At 37.6% G+C, this 17,284-nt stretch carries 23 protein-coding genes; 14 read left to right on the top strand and 9 right to left on the bottom strand.

Going from position 1 to position 17,284, the window contains the following annotated elements; all coding sequences use genetic code 11:
* Positions 1-82: 82 nt before the first annotated feature.
* The 4 genes from JOC48_RS08925 to JOC48_RS08910 form a co-directional block, all read right to left on the bottom strand.
* Positions 83-1,111: a GNAT family N-acetyltransferase gene (locus tag JOC48_RS08925; protein WP_204498864.1), complete on the bottom strand. Its 1,029-nt coding sequence runs from the start codon at positions 1,109-1,111 to the stop codon at positions 83-85.
* Between the two features lie 20 nt (positions 1,112-1,131).
* Positions 1,132-2,010, bottom strand: coding sequence for a PIG-L deacetylase family protein (locus JOC48_RS08920; RefSeq protein WP_204498862.1), 879 nt, complete (start codon positions 2,008-2,010; stop codon positions 1,132-1,134).
* On the bottom strand, positions 2,007-3,542 hold the full coding sequence (gene murJ, locus JOC48_RS08915; RefSeq protein ID WP_204498860.1) for a murein biosynthesis integral membrane protein MurJ: 1,536 nt from the start codon (positions 3,540-3,542) through the stop codon (positions 2,007-2,009). Before murJ ends, JOC48_RS08920 begins: the two co-directional genes overlap by 4 nt.
* Positions 3,543-4,235: 693 nt before the next feature.
* The gene (locus JOC48_RS08910) at positions 4,236-5,240 is read right to left on the bottom strand and encodes a DUF3231 family protein (protein WP_204498858.1); all 1,005 of its coding nucleotides are present in this window, start codon (positions 5,238-5,240) and stop codon (positions 4,236-4,238) included.
* Positions 5,241-5,547: 307 nt separating this feature from the next.
* Here JOC48_RS08910 and JOC48_RS08905 point away from each other — a divergent pair, with 307 nt between their 5' ends.
* From JOC48_RS08905 to JOC48_RS21510, 13 genes are all read left to right on the top strand, one after another.
* Positions 5,548-5,817, top strand: coding sequence for a hypothetical protein (locus JOC48_RS08905; RefSeq protein ID WP_204498857.1), 270 nt, complete (start codon positions 5,548-5,550; stop codon positions 5,815-5,817).
* A 265-nt stretch (positions 5,818-6,082) separates the two neighbouring features.
* Positions 6,083-6,421, top strand: coding sequence for a DUF3139 domain-containing protein (locus tag JOC48_RS08900; RefSeq protein WP_338024256.1), 339 nt, complete (start codon positions 6,083-6,085; stop codon positions 6,419-6,421).
* A 71-nt stretch (positions 6,422-6,492) separates the two neighbouring features.
* Entirely contained in the window at positions 6,493-7,029 is a 537-nt protein-coding gene (locus tag JOC48_RS08895) for a DUF4926 domain-containing protein (protein ID WP_204498856.1), read from the top strand.
* A gap of 143 nt (positions 7,030-7,172) precedes the next feature.
* The gene (locus tag JOC48_RS08890) at positions 7,173-7,490 is read left to right on the top strand and encodes a hypothetical protein (RefSeq protein WP_204498855.1); all 318 of its coding nucleotides are present in this window, start codon (positions 7,173-7,175) and stop codon (positions 7,488-7,490) included.
* Positions 7,491-7,655: 165 nt separating this feature from the next.
* Positions 7,656-7,916 carry a hypothetical protein gene (locus JOC48_RS08885; protein ID WP_204498854.1) on the top strand — a complete coding sequence of 87 codons (261 nt, stop codon included), beginning with the start codon at positions 7,656-7,658 and terminating at the stop codon, positions 7,914-7,916.
* A 16-nt stretch (positions 7,917-7,932) separates the two neighbouring features.
* Positions 7,933-8,193, top strand: coding sequence for a hypothetical protein (locus JOC48_RS08880; protein ID WP_204498852.1), 261 nt, complete (start codon positions 7,933-7,935; stop codon positions 8,191-8,193).
* Between the two features lie 169 nt (positions 8,194-8,362).
* Positions 8,363-8,587 (top strand): hypothetical protein, encoded by a 225-nt coding sequence (locus JOC48_RS08875; RefSeq protein WP_204498850.1) that lies wholly within the window; start codon positions 8,363-8,365, stop codon positions 8,585-8,587.
* Positions 8,588-8,794: 207 nt separating this feature from the next.
* On the top strand, positions 8,795-9,076 hold the full coding sequence (locus tag JOC48_RS08870; protein ID WP_204498849.1) for a hypothetical protein: 282 nt from the start codon (positions 8,795-8,797) through the stop codon (positions 9,074-9,076).
* Positions 9,073-9,318 (top strand): hypothetical protein, encoded by a 246-nt coding sequence (locus JOC48_RS08865; RefSeq protein WP_204498848.1) that lies wholly within the window; start codon positions 9,073-9,075, stop codon positions 9,316-9,318. The genes JOC48_RS08870 and JOC48_RS08865 overlap by 4 nt, the downstream gene beginning before the upstream one ends.
* Positions 9,318-9,707, top strand: coding sequence for a retropepsin-like aspartic protease (locus tag JOC48_RS08860; protein WP_204498847.1), 390 nt, complete (start codon positions 9,318-9,320; stop codon positions 9,705-9,707). The genes JOC48_RS08865 and JOC48_RS08860 overlap by 1 nt, the downstream gene beginning before the upstream one ends.
* A 202-nt stretch (positions 9,708-9,909) precedes the next feature.
* Positions 9,910-10,455 carry a hypothetical protein gene (locus JOC48_RS08855; protein ID WP_204498846.1) on the top strand — a complete coding sequence of 182 codons (546 nt, stop codon included), beginning with the start codon at positions 9,910-9,912 and terminating at the stop codon, positions 10,453-10,455.
* A 162-nt stretch (positions 10,456-10,617) separates the two neighbouring features.
* Positions 10,618-10,812, top strand: coding sequence for a hypothetical protein (locus tag JOC48_RS08850; RefSeq protein WP_204498844.1), 195 nt, complete (start codon positions 10,618-10,620; stop codon positions 10,810-10,812).
* 145 nt (positions 10,813-10,957) lie between these two features.
* A complete protein-coding gene (locus JOC48_RS21510) occupies positions 10,958-11,089 on the top strand; it encodes a hypothetical protein (protein ID WP_275580731.1) in 132 nt (43 codons plus the stop codon).
* 50 nt (positions 11,090-11,139) lie between these two features.
* Here the strand turns inward: JOC48_RS21510 and JOC48_RS08845 are convergent, their stop codons facing one another.
* Positions 11,140-11,778: a DUF3888 domain-containing protein gene (locus JOC48_RS08845; RefSeq protein WP_239584273.1), complete on the bottom strand. Its 639-nt coding sequence runs from the start codon at positions 11,776-11,778 to the stop codon at positions 11,140-11,142.
* Between the two features lie 126 nt (positions 11,779-11,904).
* Between JOC48_RS08845 and JOC48_RS08840 the strand changes: the two genes are divergently transcribed.
* Positions 11,905-12,879, top strand: coding sequence for a cation diffusion facilitator family transporter (locus tag JOC48_RS08840; protein WP_204498842.1), 975 nt, complete (start codon positions 11,905-11,907; stop codon positions 12,877-12,879).
* A 46-nt stretch (positions 12,880-12,925) separates the two neighbouring features.
* On the opposite strand, the gene JOC48_RS08835 is transcribed toward JOC48_RS08840, so the two are convergent.
* The 4 genes from JOC48_RS08835 to nagE all read right to left on the bottom strand — a co-directional run bounded on the left by JOC48_RS08835 (position 12,926) and on the right by nagE (position 17,271).
* Complete coding sequence (locus JOC48_RS08835; RefSeq protein WP_204498839.1) at positions 12,926-14,071, bottom strand: DUF4367 domain-containing protein; 1,146 nt, start codon at positions 14,069-14,071, stop codon at positions 12,926-12,928.
* Positions 14,072-14,495: 424 nt separating this feature from the next.
* Complete coding sequence (locus JOC48_RS08830) at positions 14,496-14,957, bottom strand: hypothetical protein (RefSeq protein ID WP_239584272.1); 462 nt, start codon at positions 14,955-14,957, stop codon at positions 14,496-14,498.
* A gap of 6 nt (positions 14,958-14,963) precedes the next feature.
* Entirely contained in the window at positions 14,964-15,731 is a 768-nt protein-coding gene (locus JOC48_RS08825) for a hypothetical protein (protein ID WP_204498837.1), read from the bottom strand.
* 151 nt (positions 15,732-15,882) lie between these two features.
* A complete protein-coding gene (gene nagE / locus JOC48_RS08820) occupies positions 15,883-17,271 on the bottom strand; it encodes an N-acetylglucosamine-specific PTS transporter subunit IIBC (RefSeq protein ID WP_204498834.1) in 1,389 nt (462 codons plus the stop codon).
* Positions 17,272-17,284 lie beyond the last annotated feature (13 nt).

The following is a 17,284-nucleotide window of genomic DNA, read 5'->3' as shown; positions in this document are numbered from 1 at the left end:
TTTCGTAAACAATGTCTGCCTTATTATAAATGAATCAATATCCAAATATCAATAAGAATTTTGTCTCGTTCTCACTTATTTTTTAAAAGGAGTCGATGTCCCCTTGTGTCAGCCACCAGTTATCGACGTCCAACGTACCAGGGTTATCCGCTAAATCATGGACAACAAAGGGCATTGGTCTGTCTCTTTCCTTGAGGCCAAAGCTTAGCATAGCTGGAACAAATTGGTTATCGGTAAAGCTCCACGTTTGGATCAGGTCTGTGTCCTCTAAATACGTAAGCGCGGTTTGCATTAAATATTCCCAATTTGTTCTGTCATCGATTGCTAACCAGTCGACAATAAATCCGAGTGTCAGCTCTCCGTTTTTCTTCTGCATTGTTTCCTTTTTTATGACAACATAACCCTGTAACATTCCATTTTTATTTATTGCAAACATCGAATACTCATTATCTGGATGGTTGAAGTAACGCCAATTTAAGTAAGCTGCATCCCGTTTGACCATGACTTTTTTAAGGTTTTTCGTTTTTTCCGCTAGCTCATCAAAGCGTTCATCGCAATGCTGAACCGCTTCAACCTTGATTCCCTCTGGAAAATTCGGACGTACCTTTCGCAGCTTTTTCGCTTGGTAAAGGCCATCAAAAAATTGCAACGGCTTTGCAATTTTATGGATCGAAGCTGCAATTTTCCACGGCTTTAGGACGATATAAAATCGTGAAATATCAGCAATATGCTTGCCGTCCGTGTATTTTTGCAAGAGAGCCTTCGCTTTTTCAGCAGGAAATCCGTGTAAAATGGAAATTCCCGCTTCGTTCGCATGCTCAATCATTGCCTCGTTTAGCTGCTTGTAGATTCCTTTGCCACGTGCATCAGGGTCCACCATCGTGTCAACCCGCACGCCAAGCTTCTTTTCTTCGCCGCCAATATACCCTTCGAAAAGCCAAAGGGAAATGTGTCCCAAAATTTCATTTTTTTCTTCAAAAACGAGAATTAGGCTGGGAGTTCCTTCAAATTTCCATTTCCAATGCGCAATCGAGCGCTGTTTTTTAAATACTTTTTCAAAAAGCTGTTGGATTTGCTGCTCGTCCCCTTGCTTGTACAAACGAATTCCCATTGTTCCACCTCGTTAAAAAGTTACAAACTGTTCCGGTACATGTCCTGCTTTGCTTTGAGATTTTTAAAAATTGCCCATAATAGCGTATCCGTTCGGTTAATCTGCTTAAACATTCGCGAAAAATCTTTCGTCGGGATTTTTTTCGCATGGGCGACAAGTTCATCTGGAGACAGCTCTAAAAATCCTTCGACTGCCCGTACTTGTCCGTTGACGATGTTCGCCTTTATTTTGTTGAGTGCAAGAAAGCCATCAAAAGCAATCGCTTGTGACTCAAACTTATCAATCGCCGCTTTTTTTGTATCAAACGTTTGACTAATATCTACATTACAATTGATGTATGCTGGCGGGATTGCACAATTGATTTCGTACTGTCGAATCGTACAGTCCAGATCTGGGATTTGCTCGATGGTATCTGCTAAAATCCTTGCTGTTGCAGTATGGTCCGGATGGGCATCGACAAGCAATGTGCTGTAAATCATATCCGGATTCACTTTTTTAATAATCGCGAGCAATTGCTGCTGGGACGCTTCGTCACTCGCCACTTCCCCGTCCGGCAAGCCCATATAATGAATGTCGGTAAGTCCTAAAATATCCTTTACATTCTCGACTTCTCGTTGCCGCGCCTTGATTAATTCCTCTTTTGGCAGGTCAGAAACACTGTTGGAGCCATCCGTAATAAACACACAGTGCACCTCTGCCCCTTCATCCGCATGACGTTTGATCGTTCCGCCTGGTCCAATCGTTTCATCATCCATGTGTGGAGCCAAAATGAGCACACGCTTCGCATGATTCGTTCCCGATAAAGCTTTGTCGCCCTTGTAATGGTTGTTCAAAATAAGCTTTGTCATCGGAATATTTATCGGTTTAAAAAGATTGATGATCAATTCTTTCAGGTTCATGAAGATGACTCCTTTTTCAAGGCTTTTTTCCTCGTAAATTTATTGAGCACGAGTCGGAACGCTTGAATTTTTGTTAAAAACGCACTGGCTGTATAAACGACCGCACCAATGATTCCTACGATAATAATTTGAATGAGATTCGGCCAGCCTTCGATCATAGGTAAAATCGGCAAAACAGCTGCGGCCATCATAAGTACGGAAATGATAATTTTTATAAATTCCCATCCGACCTGCTTCAGGTTCAAGCCGCCGACTAATTTTAGAAAAATAAGTAACGAGGCTCCAACATAAAAAGCAGCGTTAACCGATGCTGCCAGCGGAATTCCTCGGTAACCGATCCAAGCGGTAAAAATATAATTCAACACAAAGTTTAGCCCAATTGAAACGAGACTAATCATTAAAATGAGCTTTCCTTTTTTCAAGGAATAAAAACCTTTGTTTATCACATTATTTAAACTAAAAAATAGAACCGACCCAAAGTAGAGATAAGCTACCTGCGTCGTCGCCATTGTCGCGGATTCCGTGAAAGCCCCACGCTGGTAAAGGAGGGCGATGATATTTGGCATCAGAATCAGCATCCCAACAATCGATGGCAACAGGATGAAGAACATCGTCGTCAGCCCTTGCTCGATGCCTTTTTTGAATAGCTTGTTATCATCGGTCGCGATTGCTTTTGACAATAACGGAAAAATAATTGTCGCAATCGTCACACCAAAAATCCCTTGTGGCATATGTACTAAATTTTTCGCATAGTTGATGTATGTGACGGCACCTTCTTCAAAATGACTGGCAAAAACGGTCCCGACCATCAAGTTGATTTGACCAACAGCAACGGTAAGCCCAACCGGAATAAAAATCATGTAAAAGTGCTTGATCTCCGGGAGGTCCATCTTCCCTTTTAGCTGAATTACTTTGGAAGCTGGTCTCAGCAATACCCACTTAAATAGAAGTGAAATAACGGTCCCTACCGCATACCCGATTGCCAGAGAATACGCACCAATTTTGTTGGCAAATAAAAATGCTGACAGAATCGAGGTGAGAATAACGATCATTTGCGACACCATCGACAGCGAAAATCGATTTTCCGCATCAAAATATGCCTCCAAAACGGCATTCATGCCAACAAACAGAATAATCGAGAAAAAGATAATCGTAACCCATATCGCAATTTCGGTCACGGCATCACTAAATGCCGGATAAAACATCGGTATATACAAAGGCGCTAACGCCATACCTAACACAGTAACAATGAGGCTGATCACCATCGTCCCTCGGAACACTTGTCCAAAGTGATACCTACCTCTATTTTGCTCGATTGCTTCAATATAACTCGGTACAAACGCATTTTTCATACCCGTCGTCATAAATAAAATAAACATATTCGGAATAATAAATGCAGCCAAATACGCATCAGCCACATAGCTATCCCCAAAATAATAAGCAATAACCATGTCACGGATCAAACCGGACACTTTTAATAATAAAGAAGCGAAGATAAATAATACACTCGCTAATCCTAATTTAGACTTCAAGCAAACATACCTCTTTCGTTGACTAATAACTTGATTTTATCATAATTTGGCGGAATTCTGAATATATTATTATTTTGAGAGGATGTTTGTCGGGATTGGCGAGAGCTGGGAGTGCGCATATATCGGGGGTGCGTGAGAGTAAATCGTGGAGGGTTGCGCATAAACCGGGGTGCGTGAGAGTAAAACCGCGGGCCGTGCGCATAATCCTGGGATTTGTGAGAGTAAAGCCGCGGGCCGTGCGCATAAACCTGGGATTTGTGAGAGTAAAGCCGCGGGCCGTGCGCATAAACCTGGGATTTGTGAGAGTAAAGCCGCGGCACGTGCTCATAAACCTGCGGTAAGTGAGAGTAATCCCTGCGGCGGTGCGCATAAACCTGCGATGCGTGAGAGTAATCCCTGCGGCCGTGCGCATAAACCTGCGATGCGTGAGAGTAATCCCTGCGGCCGTGCGCATAAACCGGGATGCGTGAGAGTAAATCCGCGGATGGTGCGCATAAACCGGGATGCGTGAGAGTATAGCCGCGGCACCTGCGCATATACCGGGATTCGTGAGAGTAAAGCCCGGGTCAGTGCGCATAAACCGGGATGCGTGAGAGTAAATCCCGGGTCAGTGCGCATAAACCGGGATTCGTGAGAGTAAACCCGCGGGCCGTGCGCATAAAAAAAGTTCTAAAATGAACTCTTTTTACTTTGTTACCTATTAGCTCTTGCTTCATAATTTGGAACTTGTGGTGGTTGTTCCATCCACTTATTTTCAATCATTATATCTGCCCCATCTTCAGCATAAGTACCAATTTCAGCAAGTAGCTTGCCATATTGAAAGGCTAAATCATGTCTCGTACAAACCGACATCGCTATGCCATATTTTCCTATTCCAATGGAAGTCATAGCACTAATATGAAACATCATTAGCTTGTCAGAAAACGGTGGTGTATTCGATGGAAATACCGTTGCATCTGCTGTCATAGTGGCTGGTAAATCACTTTTTTGAAGAAGTGAGCTGAAAACTCCAGTATGTTTTGTTGCTATTTTTTTCCCTCTAATAAAAAAGTCACGAACTTGTTGAGATTTTGCTACTTGAGCAAAACCAGTGATTAACGTCTTTCCCATTTCATTCGTTTTCATATTACCAAAAACATGTGTTGCTTCGATGGCGTTAAGTGGTCTTTTTCCTCCAAACCAACCATTTAAATAACTTTTATTCTGTACAAATTCAACCTGCTCAGGCACTGGCATAAATGGAGGTCTTGTAAAAATCCCCTTTTCTAACAATATATCCATTGACTTTTTCATCAGTTCTGCCGATTGATTCCAGTATTTATTAAATAACTCGCATAAGTCATTGCGAGCGGAAAAGGACAAAGCCATTGAATAAGCTTCCATTCCTGACTTTCCCATGTAATAGATGTACGCTAAGTGAAAATTTTCTGAAAATAGTTGCGGAGCTTCTACATTCACATCATCATTTGTAAATCCATATGGGATCGGGAATTTTTCTTCATTAAAAATAACAGTAATTTCTTCAAGGTGTTGTTTTGATAAACTTTTTGCAAATGTTAATACATCCTTTATTTTTTCATCCGTTGTATGTTTCAAATAATATTCTATAACAGGAATTGCCATGCTATCATTTATATATGTAGTCCAAAGCCCCGATAGTTCTGCTGAGGTTAAATTTATGTTTCGTTCAGGTTCCATGATTATCCCCCTTTTACAAGCTGAATTTGTTCCTGCATTATTTTTTACAGATAAACGAATTTTATGTGAGGTTTTAGCTTGATGTTTAACTTAAAGATTGTGAAGGGATTAACTTAAATGAAATAGGCAGGATAGAAATTCTTCATTGGAGTTCGTGGGCGAAGATGAAGTTAAAAGTAGATAAAAATAATAAAGAGCCCTCACAAAAACTACAATGGGACGCTCAACAAGTATTTTTGATTCGTTACATGAACGATTTGATATGATATTATAAAAACAAGGAAATCAATGGTGGTGATTTATTAGTATGGGAAAAATTCAATCTTCAGAAGAGCTTATGAAATATATTTCGAATATGAATAGTGATAACTCTGTATTACAGTTTTCTATTCCTGGCAAAGGAAAATTTACACTTGTTTTACAAGAAGAAGATGATGAAAAAACCATACAATTTGAAGCTGAAGAAAACCCTGAACTTAAACGTATGTTGAAAGAAAGTCAGGAGCAGTATGAAAATAAACGTGGCATGACTACCTCTGAATTATTAAAATCCTTGTCCAAGAAGGACTTTGTTTAATGATAGGTTTAGAGTTTATTATAATTGAGAATGATGTTGTTATCATAGCTATCCTTTTTCCAGGTGAAAACTAAATAAAACTTATACATGAAATCATATGACCATACTTTAAAATTAGATATGGTCTTTTTTTAATACTTGTTTGCTTACTTATAACTATATATTCATTGTACACCGCTTTCTACCATTCATGGAATAACTGGGTGATAGGAGCAACTTCATATAGAGTTCAAAAAGAAAAAGTAAACCCATAGGAGGAGATAGTGTGCCCAAGTTTCATAAAATTGCTTTGATTGTTTCTATTTTAGTTTTAGTAGTTATTCTATCCCCTTTTATTTACTTGGAAGTTAACAAAAATATTTATGAAAATAGGGTAACTAATTACCTCCTTGAAGTACGAATCTATGACGAAGAAGAAATAGCGTCAGTAGAAGGTGTATTTGGATTTAAAATGCCAAAGTTTTACACGACAGTAACGTTCGAAAATGAACCTTATGTTGAATACACTTATTTTGCTCACAATGAGGTATTGCAATTTGACTATGAAATTCTAGATGAAGAACACAAAGGGATTTCTGAAGAAGAATTGAAAAATTTAGAATAACAATGAGAAGTATGTGAACTATTGTACTTAAAGTAAAGGGCAGAAGAGTTTAATAAGGAAGTGACTACTCAATGAAGCAATATGACGTAGTAAGAATAATTAAAAATGACAATAAAGTTGGGATTACTGAGGGACAAATAGGGACAATATTAGAGGACTTCGGGGACAATCATTTTGAAATAGAAATAAGTGACGAGAATGGAATAACAATATTTTCAGGTGAAGTATCTGGGGAATTTCTTGAAGTAGTTTATAGGTGTTCTATGAGGGAAAAAGATTTGTTTGAGTTCCTAATATTTATTGCTGAGGAAGATGCTCAAATCAGCACCATTGTCGATTTTTTCACTAATCAGTTAGGCTATGAAGTAAATGTTTTAAAGAATATAGTGGACTATGGTGTGAAAATGGATATTTTAAAAGTAATTAAAAATGACGAAGACAATGAAAACTGTATGGTAGTAGAGGGTAATGAGCTAAACGAGATTGATTGGTCAATTTCAAATGTTATTCACGAAATATGGTTTAAGAACTTTGATTATTATAGAAAAAAATTGTTTGTTTCTAATCCAGAAATACCTAAAGAGTTTAGGGGATTTATTAAAGAATAATATTATCCGTTACAGAATTATTCTTATTGCATTAACGGAGTGCGAGAGTTAAACAAAGGGTATTCGCTTTTCTTTGTTGGAGTAAAGAAGCAGGTTTGTTAAATAAGAAAAGAGAAAATGTTTTATACAAGGGAGGTTTATGAATGGAAAATGAAGAACTGAAAATTTTAAAAAGGGAATTAAACAATGAAATTACTATCTTGAAAAGCGAACAAAAATTATTCAAGCGACGTGTCAGCACTATTGCAAACTTACTTGTTCCTGGAATTGGCTTTGTCTTATATGGCAGTTCCTATTTAAAAGCTCTTATTTCATTTGTTCTTTTCGTTTTATATAACTATTTATATTTTAACAAGTTAAGCCCTTTAATTAGTGAGACTAGTGTAGCCATTTTATATTATACTCCAGCAGTAATAATTTGGTTTGTCAGTGCAATCATGGTCGCAAGTTTAGATGATTGATTATTTCACTATCGAGTGCAAGAGTTGAACAAATAGTTGTCGATCTGGAAGAACCTTGCGTGTGTTAAAAAGACAGTTATTTTAAATTTAAGGTTTTCTACTCTAGTATAAAAGTTTTATGAAATCATTGAAAAAGTGATAAAATGAAAGTATGGAGGCGATTGAATGAAAAAAGTGGATGCACAGGCAGCAAAAGTATTGGAAGATATTTTTAAAGATAAAGATCAATCCTTTGAATTAAACGGGCGAAAGTATAAGATTGTAGCTATTGATAATAAAGATGACTCTGAAACAACTGTAGCTGAAGATGTTGAAAGAGACCCAGAGTTAAAGCAAAAATTGTTACAGGCTAAAAAGGACATAGAAGAAAGGAATTATTATACTTCGGAAGAAATGCGAGAAATGATACGGAGCGGTCAAGTATAATATGAAGTTTATTTGGTTGGAGAACACAAAGGAATCATTTGAAAATATTAAAAGTAAGCATTTTTCTTATAGTGAAACAATTGAATACAAATTAAACTTGTTAGAGCGTATTGAAGATAAAATTATTACACTAGGTACAAGTACAAGAGCAGATAAACCTGAATGGAAAGGCACTCATAAAGCTCTAGTAGATAAATTTATTATCTACTACTCGTTTTCCGATGACAAACAAACTTGTTTTATAGAATATTTTAAGCACTCTAGTCAACATTATTAAGCTATCCTTTACTATGCAAAGGGTGGCATTTTTTGTTTTTGTTTTACTATAATTTAAAGGAAACAATTTTTTTGTAAAGTGTTACACTTAAAGTATTTTCAATGGTTTTCAATTTTATCTTTATTCGAAAGAACAGAACGAAAGAATTATGATTGAGAAGTCATTACTTATGAACGAATTTAGTGATAGAGCTGAAAAATGGAGGAATTTTAATCAATTCGTCATCCAAATACTTCACGAAGATGATATTTACCCTATTAGTAAACAACAGTCCGATATTTATTATGAATTAGCTAAGCATGAAATGTCTGTAATACAAAAGCAAATAAGCAGTATAGGAGGCCCAAGGTATAGCGAACCACCTATGGGTTTGTCCATTAAACCCTCAAAATGAAGGGTTTTTGTGTAAATAACGGATTAAATGTCCGCGAAGAATTACAGATTTATATTCTACTTCAGCTTTGTGGTGCAGCGCTGGTCTTGCGCTACATGAATGACTAACGGGTGGCATTCTATGAATAAAATAATCAAGACTTTCCGTTCGAAGAATTCCGTTATCTATGTGATAAAATAGAGACAAATATTTGAACGGAGGGGTAATATGCGTTGGCAAGAAATACAAGAACGATTTTCAAATGAATGGGTTGTTTTAGAAGTAATAAAAGCGCACTCAGACAATGGATATAGATATATTGACGACGTAGTAATTATAGACAGATTCAGAAATTCTTTAGAAGCAATGAATCGATATGAGGAATTACGAAAAGATCAACCTCAACGTGAATATTGTTTTTTCCATACTTCCCGAGAAAATTTAGTGGCTCGTGAAAGATATGCAGGGATATCCGGTATAATTAAAGAAAAAGGAGGAATGCGAAGATGAAGTGGCAAGAAGTCAGAGAGTTATTCCCAAATCAATTTCTTCTAGTATCAATTTTGGATTATCATGAAGAAGGAGATAAGAAAATTATTGATGAAGTAGCACCAATACGTCCGATAGCAGACGAAGATGCTAATAAAGAATTTTTTAAAGCCAAAGAAGGTACAGTTGTGTACCATACTTCAAATAAAGAGTTTGTTATTCATATTCGCAGAGATCCCCTAATGAAAGTGAGACGAATGTAATGCAACTTTCATATGATGGACAACTTCTTACAACTTCTTTAATTATCACTTATCGAGGGGAATCTATTAGAATTGATGATGTCATCGTTGATACTGGCTCATCACATACAGTTATTTGTCCTGATATATTAGAAACAATCGGAGTTACTTACGAGAACGGTGATGAAATCTACGAAGCATATGGAATTGGTGGCAGCGTTCCATTTTATACAAAAGTAATGGATGAAATCAAAATTGATACATTTTCTATACAAGACTTTGAGTTAGATGTTGGTATGTTGCCTAAAGGACACAATGGCTTACTTGGCTTAGATGTATTAAAGCAATATAGATTTATTATAGATATAGATAAGTTAGAGTTATATCCTTCATCTCCTTCAACTTTGTAATTAAGATTAGATTTTTTCTAATCTTTTGTTATGGTAGATTCAATATTTTGAATGTTATTGTGAAAATATTCACTTGAACAAACGGGAGCGTTTCTGGAACAAGCAGAAACGCTTATTTCACTATTGAAGCAGGTTAATAAAGTTTGAAATAAACCATAAATGGGATAAAATTGATATATTAAATCATGTTAGAGGTGTTACAATGGACGATACAATTAAGTCTTATTTTGCAAATCTTGAAGGGAAAGACAAAAATTTACAATATGAAGCATTTCAAAATATAACTCATGCAACCAAAGAAAAAGTAGACTGGTCTTATGAAGTATGGGATCAATTGATAGGTTGGCTTACTGATCGCGATAATCACCGTAGAGCCAGAGCAGGACAGTTTCTTTCTGCTTTAGCAATCAGTGACCCTGAAAAACGGATGCTTCATGATTTCCCAGCGTTATGGGAAGTAACAAAAGATTCAAAATTTGTAACTGCTCGTCATACTATACAATCAATTTGGAAAGTAGGATTAGCAGGACAGGAACAAAGAGTAATGCTTCTCGATCATATTATAGATAGGTTTAAAAATGGAATGGACGAAAAAAATTACACCTTGATTCGATATGATATGATTGTGGGTTTAAAAAAATTATATGATGAAGTAAAAGATGAGCTAATTAAGGAAATAGCAATGGATTTGATTGAGTACGAAGAAGATAGTAAATATCAAAAGAAATATATGTCCGCTTGGAAATAAGAAGTTATTAAACTTGGATTTTTTCCAAGCTTCCTTAATGGAATACTTTGTGAAATTTTTCACTTCAACTAAAGGGACGCGAGACTGGAATAGGGAGTTATCGATCCGGCAGCTCTTACTGTGTTAAAGGGGAGGATAGTGTAATAAAGAGGGGGTTACATGATGGGACGAATGGAAATATTTCATTCTTTAATAAAGGCATTATTATTTATAGCATTGGCAATTGTTTTATTTACAAATATGTTTGAATACCAACCAATTAGTCGTGAAGCAAGAATTATTATTATTGTTCTTGTATTACTTGAAGCAATTGTTATTATTAGAAAAATAGATAATAGAAATAAAAAGGATTACTAATAAGTATTTGTGCTAACGGGGGCATTACCACAACAAGGCAATGATTTATGGAACACTGAATATAAGGTATAATAAGAGTAAGATAATAACGAGGAGGTATTCAACAAATGTCTAACTCAGAAAAAATCATTGAGGAATTGACATGTTGAGTGAAAAGGAAAGACAAAAGGTACTCGATAAGATTAAGGAAAAATATATGGCTAAAGATGTCATTTTACTAAGTAAAAGCTTTGATTGGTGGGATAATGAGGAGGATGACATCTATAATGAGCAATAAGTTGAAAGTGATACAGGTGCAGCTCATACTCTCCTATAGCACCCGTTCAATCATCGCAATTCCAACCTGGCACTCTCCTCACTAGAAATGTCCCGATGATTATAATCAATAACCTCAACATCGCGTCCTTTTATTTGAAATCTAATGGTTTCTTCCCCATAAGGCGGGTTGTGAGGACCTTGAAAGGTAACCACTTGAACCGTTATATAATAGATAAAACTTCTTTCATCTTTTTTTATGTCAAGTACCTTTTCAAAGCTTCGATACCACAGTTTTGATTCGCCGTAATAGTCATGTATCGCTTCGCTTATTGGTTCAACTAAGCGTTCGATTAATACTTCTTTTAAGAGTGTTTTCGGGACAGGTATCCTATCAATATTCTTTCTTTTCTCACCGATTATTTCCCACATGCCATTGGATTGTTTTTCAACTTGATAAAGAACATTTGTGCCGTCTTTTTTCCAAAGGTGAAAATAGCCGTTGTTTCCTTTCGTATATAGACGTGGTTCATCTATCCATTCTTCCTCCTTCTGTATAATGCGAAAATATAATTGGGATAGTGGAGTTATTTCGTAGCCTAATTGATTAAAAGAACCAAACGAATGCAGCTCATATCCTGTCAGATCAATATTAAATTCATCCGCTTGTGCTGTATAAGGGAATAGTAAGCCTAGAATAAGAACAATCATTATTTTTCCTCTCACACTCATCACCTCAATTTTATCATGCACATCGAAGCTGATTTTATTTGTACATTTATCCTCCCCCTTTTGCCCATACTAGTTAGAGAACGAATTGGTTAAAGGATGATAAAAATGGGATATTTTCAGTTACTAAAAAAAGGAAACAAGTCTTCTGGGATTGCGGCACTTGGGAATACAATATTAGCCATTATAAAAGGAATTGCGGCGGCCGTCAGTGGCAGTGGTGCAATGTTTGCGACGACCATTCACTCTGTTGCAGATGCTACGAATCAGGGGTTTGTTTTTTTCGGGAGTGCCCTAGCAGAAAAAGAACCGACCAAGCGATTTCCAACGGGGTTCGGCCGTGTTGTTAATCTTTTCGTTTTAGTAGCAGTTATTGTTGTTTCCATTATGGCTTATGAGACAATCCATAAAGGCTGGGAAATTATTCAGCACCCGAAAGAATCAACAAGCCTTTGGCTGAACGTATTAATTTTAATTGCCGCTATACTTATTGATGGATTTATTCTTATAAAAGCAATGAAAGAGGTAGTAAAAGAGGCTCGCGTGGATGCTTCTGGTATGAAAATAATAACGGCATCGTTTAAAAATGTCAGTTATGCCGCGCCACCGACAAGGTTAGTTTTTTATGAAGATATCATTGCTACATTCGGGGCTTTACTCGCGCTAATCTTTGTTCTTTTGTCTCATTTAACGGGACTGTTTTATTTAGATGGAATTGGCACCATTTTAATTGGCCTACTACTGATCGGAATTGCTTTGAAAATTGGCTATGAAAATACAATCGGGTTGATCGGTGTTGCTGCTCCAAAGCGGATTATAGACCGAATCGGGAAAATTATATTGGATGATCCTGACGTTGTGGATATTAAAGACATGCGAGTTTTACAAGAGGGCAGACAATACCATGTCGAAGCCTACATTGAATTAATAAAAGACCTTAGCCTCGCCGAAGCCGACGATATAAAGTTTAGGGTGCAGGATAACGTGTTAAAGGATCCCGATATTGATGACGCAACGATTGGGATTATTGAGACAGATGAGTACCAAACTTGGAAAATGAAAGAGAAGAAGAAAAAGGATTAATTTTCTCTCCGCATTAGAAAAGCCGCCCTATGTAGGCGGCTTTTCTTTATTCTACATTTTCTGCTAATTCGACAAATTCCTCTTTTGATATCTCCTGCCCCCAACTGGACAGCTCTAGAAACAATCCATTTTGTTCCCAAGTCAGGACGAGAAACTCGTGCATGTCGTGAAGTGTTGCTTCATTCCCGTTAATCGTTACGGTTTCGGTTGCTTCTTCAAATGGTGCCCCATACTCTTCTTCAGATGGATAGACACTTAACGAAACACCATTTTCAAAATCCTTTTCATAATTCAACATCACCATCCCCATTGTTTCATCGTACCAGCTGTCGATCAGGCTATACCCTTCAGGTAGTCCGGTCACTTGCGGAACAGGAAAATCAACGAGCTCCTGGATTTCTTCTATACTCATTGTCTCCTCATAGCCGAATGAATCTCCCATAAAATCTTCGGTCGCATTTTCTTTGATTTCCTCAGGTACTACAATCGGTTCTACTCCGTTTATGTTGGAAATGTTAAAATCTCCATCCAATTGCATCGGTTCGCCTTCCATTTCGATATCAGCACTAATCTTTTGAGACATCATCAAAAATGATTCTTTATCAATCCGCACTTCCAGATCGATACTGTTGACGGTAATATTTTGCATTTGTTCGCCCATGGTAGGATCGGCTGGAAAATCGCCCATCGATGATTGGACAAGTTCATCCACCAATTCGCTATATTCATCGCCTTCACCAGATAACGTTAACACGTATTGGCTGTCCTCTTCGGTCATTTCAAAATCCTCGCTAAACCGAGCCAATTTCTCCATTTCTTCTTTGTTTAGTTGGTCAAAGCTATCTAGCTCCATCTCTTCTGTACCCATGTTAAACCACTCACCGAACATACTCATGTACGCTTCATTTTCCTGTATATATGTTTCCATATCCATCGTCATCCCTGGCATACCCATGCTCATCGTTAAATGCATCGCATCTGGATCATGCGTGACATCTCCAGTACCTTCAATGGATGTTTCCATATCCATTACATCAACGTTTATAATCATATCTAATGAATAACTGTCTAACGTTTCAACCGCTTCCGTGGCGTTTTCTAGAACTGTTGATTTATCTAACATCTCTTCTGTCCCACATGCTGAAAAAATAAGGAGGGATGTGATGACGAATATTAAAAAAAGTTTGTTCATGATGCTTCATCCTTTCCGATAAAAATTAGCTGTCCTGTTTTAGTTGTGGGGGGATTTTCTCTTGCCTTATTGGGGATTATTCTCATTTTGTCTCGGGTTATGCGCACGGGTTGGGGATTTGCTCTCATCTTTCTCGGGTTATGCGCACGGTGTCGGGGATTTATTCTCAGCTTTTCTCGATTTATGCGCACCGTTCCGGGGTTTATTCTCATCTTTCCTTGATTTATGCGCACCGTTCCGGGGTTTATTCTCAGCTTTCCTTGATTTATGCGCACCGTTCCGGGGTTTATTCTCATCTTTCCTCGGGTTTTGCGCACGGGTCGGGGATTTATTCTCATCTTTCCTCGCGTTATGCGCACTACACCAGCGTTTTCTCTCACCTTTTCCAAGCTGCACCCACGTCATCCTAGCACCAGTCGAACTATTATTTATCAATCCTAGTCATGCCTAAAGCTATGTTATCCCACAATATTTTCTCCACTGTCTCCCATTGATGCTCTTCACATCGAATCATCAGCACAATTTCAGAAGTTATTTTTTTGCTTCCTAATCGACTCTTTTTAATCATTAATAATTTGATCACAAAGCCTATCAGTATTCCGCCAACAGCACCGATAATACCCCATAAAATCGGTCCCCATGTTAACACATACCCGTAAACGGCACCCAACAGCATTCCGCATGTGCCAAGTATGGCTCCAGCATCAAATAGACTAAATCCATCCGCTTTGTGAATCGTGTCAAATAACTGCCTTGGTTCCGTTCTTTTGTCCAGAGGGGCAGCAAATATTTTTTCTTTCGGGATGCCCTTTTGTTCAAGTGCAGAAATAGCTAATTCAATGAATGTTGAATTTTCAAACGTGGCTATAACTAAGATATGAATCACCCGCTCTTATACAGGAAATTTAAACTCGCATTTCTGATAACGTTGACGTAAGTATTTAGACAGCTCTTTTTCAAAAAGCTTATTATATTCAATGGCTGAAACATAGGCATCATACAATATGAATAAATAAATAGACGGGGTATAGATAGTCCATTGCATATTTAAAAGATTTTTAGCGTGTTCAAAGTTTCCAAGCATTGTATGGTGGATTGCTTCAGGTACATTTCCAAAATACATGATTGCTATTGTATAGCCAAACATAAAAAAACCAGTAATGACTTTATGAAGATATAAGTGCCCAAGACCAGGAATAACTGCAGACCATAATAAAGCAACCCATGGCTTTCGTTTATCTAAAAAGTTCATATCTAGCGTTCCCATTTTTCCATTTAAAAATGGAGCATCCTCCCGATCTGCTAATATATATTGTTTGTTAAAATCGACTGCCGTTCGGTAACCGTCCCAGATTCCAAACATATAAATACCGAGATAAAGAATTAACCACCTTTCATCCAAAACATCCTTTGCTTTTTCAAAATCCCCTAATAAAGAATACATAATGCCAAGGTTAACATTTGCCATTTGGTTGATAAAGGCTTCCCACATAATCAGAATAAAAGCTGCTAAATATCGATGTAGCAACAGATGCCCGAACCCTGGATAAGAAAAGGAAAAAAAGGCTACAACAAAGGGATTTTTTAAATGTAGCTGTCCAGTATTAAATTGGGATACAAATGCTATTTGTCTTCGATAAGGAGGAGGAATTTGACTCATGTTAAGCCTCTTTTCTATCAACTACTCATGGTTTTATTATTCTCGAAGTTAGATGAGTTATCCATTATTTTGAAAAAAGCATTAGAAAAGGGGTCAGACCCCCCTTTCGACATAATTCGACAAAAGGGGTCTGACCCTTTTTGTTTAATTTTTATTTGAGCTTTCGTTTCATGGCGTCGGCGACGAATTCTACGGTTGTTCCGACGATTACTTGATAGTTCGTGTTGCTAATCTTCATTGTTCCTTTTGCGCCATGTGCTTTTAATGATTTTTCATCGATTTTTTCAGCATCGTTCACTGTTAAACGGAGACGTGTAGCACAGTTATCAATTTCAGTGATATTTTCTTCTCCACCTAATGCGCAAATAAAGTTCTCAGCCATATCTTCGTATTTATCGCCACCAGTTTTTCCTTCCTCTACTTCTTCTGTAATTGGATCTTCCTCTTCACGACCTGGTGTTTTAAGATCAAGCGCTTTAATTAAAGCAGTGAATACGAGGAAGTAAATGATACCGTAAACAATTCCAAGGCCAAACAAAAGCCATGGACGCTGTGCAATACCAAGGTTCAAGAAAAAGTCAATCGCACCTGCTGAAAATCCAAATCCATGGTGAATATCTAATAAGTATGTGACAATAAATGAACTTCCAGCTAATGCGGCGTGAATCAAATAAAGCAGTGGTGATAAAAACATGAACAGGAATTCTATCGGTTCTGTGATACCTGTTAAGAAAGCAGTAAAGGCAACACCACTTATTACCCCTGCAACTTCCTTCCGACGTTCTGGTTTTGCTGTCACAATCATAGCTAGACCAGCTGCAGGAAGTCCAAACATCATAATTGGAAAGAAACCAGTCATAAATATTCCAGCAGTAGGATCCTGTGCAAAGAAACGAGAAAGATCACCTCTTACCACTTCACCTGCAGCATTCGTAAATTCACCAAACTCAAACCATACCAGTGTATTTAATACGTGATGAAGACCGATTGGAATTAACAAACGATTCAAGAAACCGAATGCACCTACTCCAACGGCCCCAGCATTAATCATCCACTGGCCAACAGCATTGATTCCTTCCTGAATTGGAGGCCATACGTAGCCAAAAACACCAGCTAGTATAACCATTACCGTTGCGGTGATAATCGGAACAAACCGGCGACCTCCAAAGAAGGCTAACCAATCTGGCAAACTAACATCATGAAAGCGATTATACAATTGTCCAGCTATAATACCAGTAATAATACCGCCTAATACACCCATATTAATTTCTTCGTTAATTGCCTGTGTTCCGTTCGTTAAAACAAAATATCCAATTGCACCGGCTAGACCAGCTGCACCGTTTCCATCTTTTGAAAATCCAATGGCCACACCAATAGCAAATAGTAGTGCCAAATTTGCAAATATGGCATCCCCAGCTGTTGCCACAAACGGTATGTCAAACATATCTGGTTGACCTAATCGCAATAATAAAGCCGCTGCTGGCAGTACGGCAATGGGTAACATCAACGATTTACCGATTCTTTGCAAAAAACTCATCATAATACCTTCAACT

Source organism: Aquibacillus albus (assembly GCF_016908325.1).
In the GTDB taxonomy this organism is placed as follows: domain Bacteria; phylum Bacillota; class Bacilli; order Bacillales; family Amphibacillaceae; genus Aquibacillus_A; species Aquibacillus_A albus.
The sequence above is the reverse complement of the archived record's forward strand: the minus strand, read 5'-3'. Positions and strand labels throughout refer to the sequence as shown.

What these genes read in the sequence shown, in the direction of transcription:
- JOC48_RS08835 (WP_204498839.1), bottom strand. Translation starts at nt 14,071, where the DNA reads ATGAACAAACTTTTTTTAATATTCGTCATCACATCCCTCCTTATTTTT.
- JOC48_RS08855 (WP_204498846.1), top strand. Translation starts at nt 9,910, where the DNA reads ATGGACGATACAATTAAGTCTTATTTTGCAAATCTTGAAGGGAAAGAC.
- JOC48_RS08895 (WP_204498856.1), top strand. Translation starts at nt 6,493, where the DNA reads ATGAAGCAATATGACGTAGTAAGAATAATTAAAAATGACAATAAAGTT.
- JOC48_RS08890 (WP_204498855.1), top strand. Translation starts at nt 7,173, where the DNA reads ATGGAAAATGAAGAACTGAAAATTTTAAAAAGGGAATTAAACAATGAA.
- JOC48_RS08825 (WP_204498837.1), bottom strand. Translation starts at nt 15,731, where the DNA reads ATGAGTCAAATTCCTCCTCCTTATCGAAGACAAATAGCATTTGTATCC.
- JOC48_RS08905 (WP_204498857.1), top strand. Translation starts at nt 5,548, where the DNA reads ATGGGAAAAATTCAATCTTCAGAAGAGCTTATGAAATATATTTCGAAT.
- JOC48_RS08860 (WP_204498847.1), top strand. Translation starts at nt 9,318, where the DNA reads ATGCAACTTTCATATGATGGACAACTTCTTACAACTTCTTTAATTATC.
- JOC48_RS08850 (WP_204498844.1), top strand. Translation starts at nt 10,618, where the DNA reads ATGGGACGAATGGAAATATTTCATTCTTTAATAAAGGCATTATTATTT.
- JOC48_RS08910 (WP_204498858.1), bottom strand. Translation starts at nt 5,240, where the DNA reads ATGGAACCTGAACGAAACATAAATTTAACCTCAGCAGAACTATCGGGG.
- JOC48_RS08865 (WP_204498848.1), top strand. Translation starts at nt 9,073, where the DNA reads ATGAAGTGGCAAGAAGTCAGAGAGTTATTCCCAAATCAATTTCTTCTA.
- JOC48_RS08840 (WP_204498842.1), top strand. Translation starts at nt 11,905, where the DNA reads ATGGGATATTTTCAGTTACTAAAAAAAGGAAACAAGTCTTCTGGGATT.
- JOC48_RS08925 (WP_204498864.1), bottom strand. Translation starts at nt 1,111, where the DNA reads ATGGGAATTCGTTTGTACAAGCAAGGGGACGAGCAGCAAATCCAACAG.
- JOC48_RS08920 (WP_204498862.1), bottom strand. Translation starts at nt 2,010, where the DNA reads ATGAACCTGAAAGAATTGATCATCAATCTTTTTAAACCGATAAATATT.
- JOC48_RS08870 (WP_204498849.1), top strand. Translation starts at nt 8,795, where the DNA reads ATGCGTTGGCAAGAAATACAAGAACGATTTTCAAATGAATGGGTTGTT.
- nagE (WP_204498834.1), bottom strand. Translation starts at nt 17,271, where the DNA reads ATGATGAGTTTTTTGCAAAGAATCGGTAAATCGTTGATGTTACCCATT.
- JOC48_RS08885 (WP_204498854.1), top strand. Translation starts at nt 7,656, where the DNA reads ATGAAAAAAGTGGATGCACAGGCAGCAAAAGTATTGGAAGATATTTTT.
- JOC48_RS08875 (WP_204498850.1), top strand. Translation starts at nt 8,363, where the DNA reads ATGAACGAATTTAGTGATAGAGCTGAAAAATGGAGGAATTTTAATCAA.
- JOC48_RS08845 (WP_239584273.1), bottom strand. Translation starts at nt 11,778, where the DNA reads ATGATTGTTCTTATTCTAGGCTTACTATTCCCTTATACAGCACAAGCG.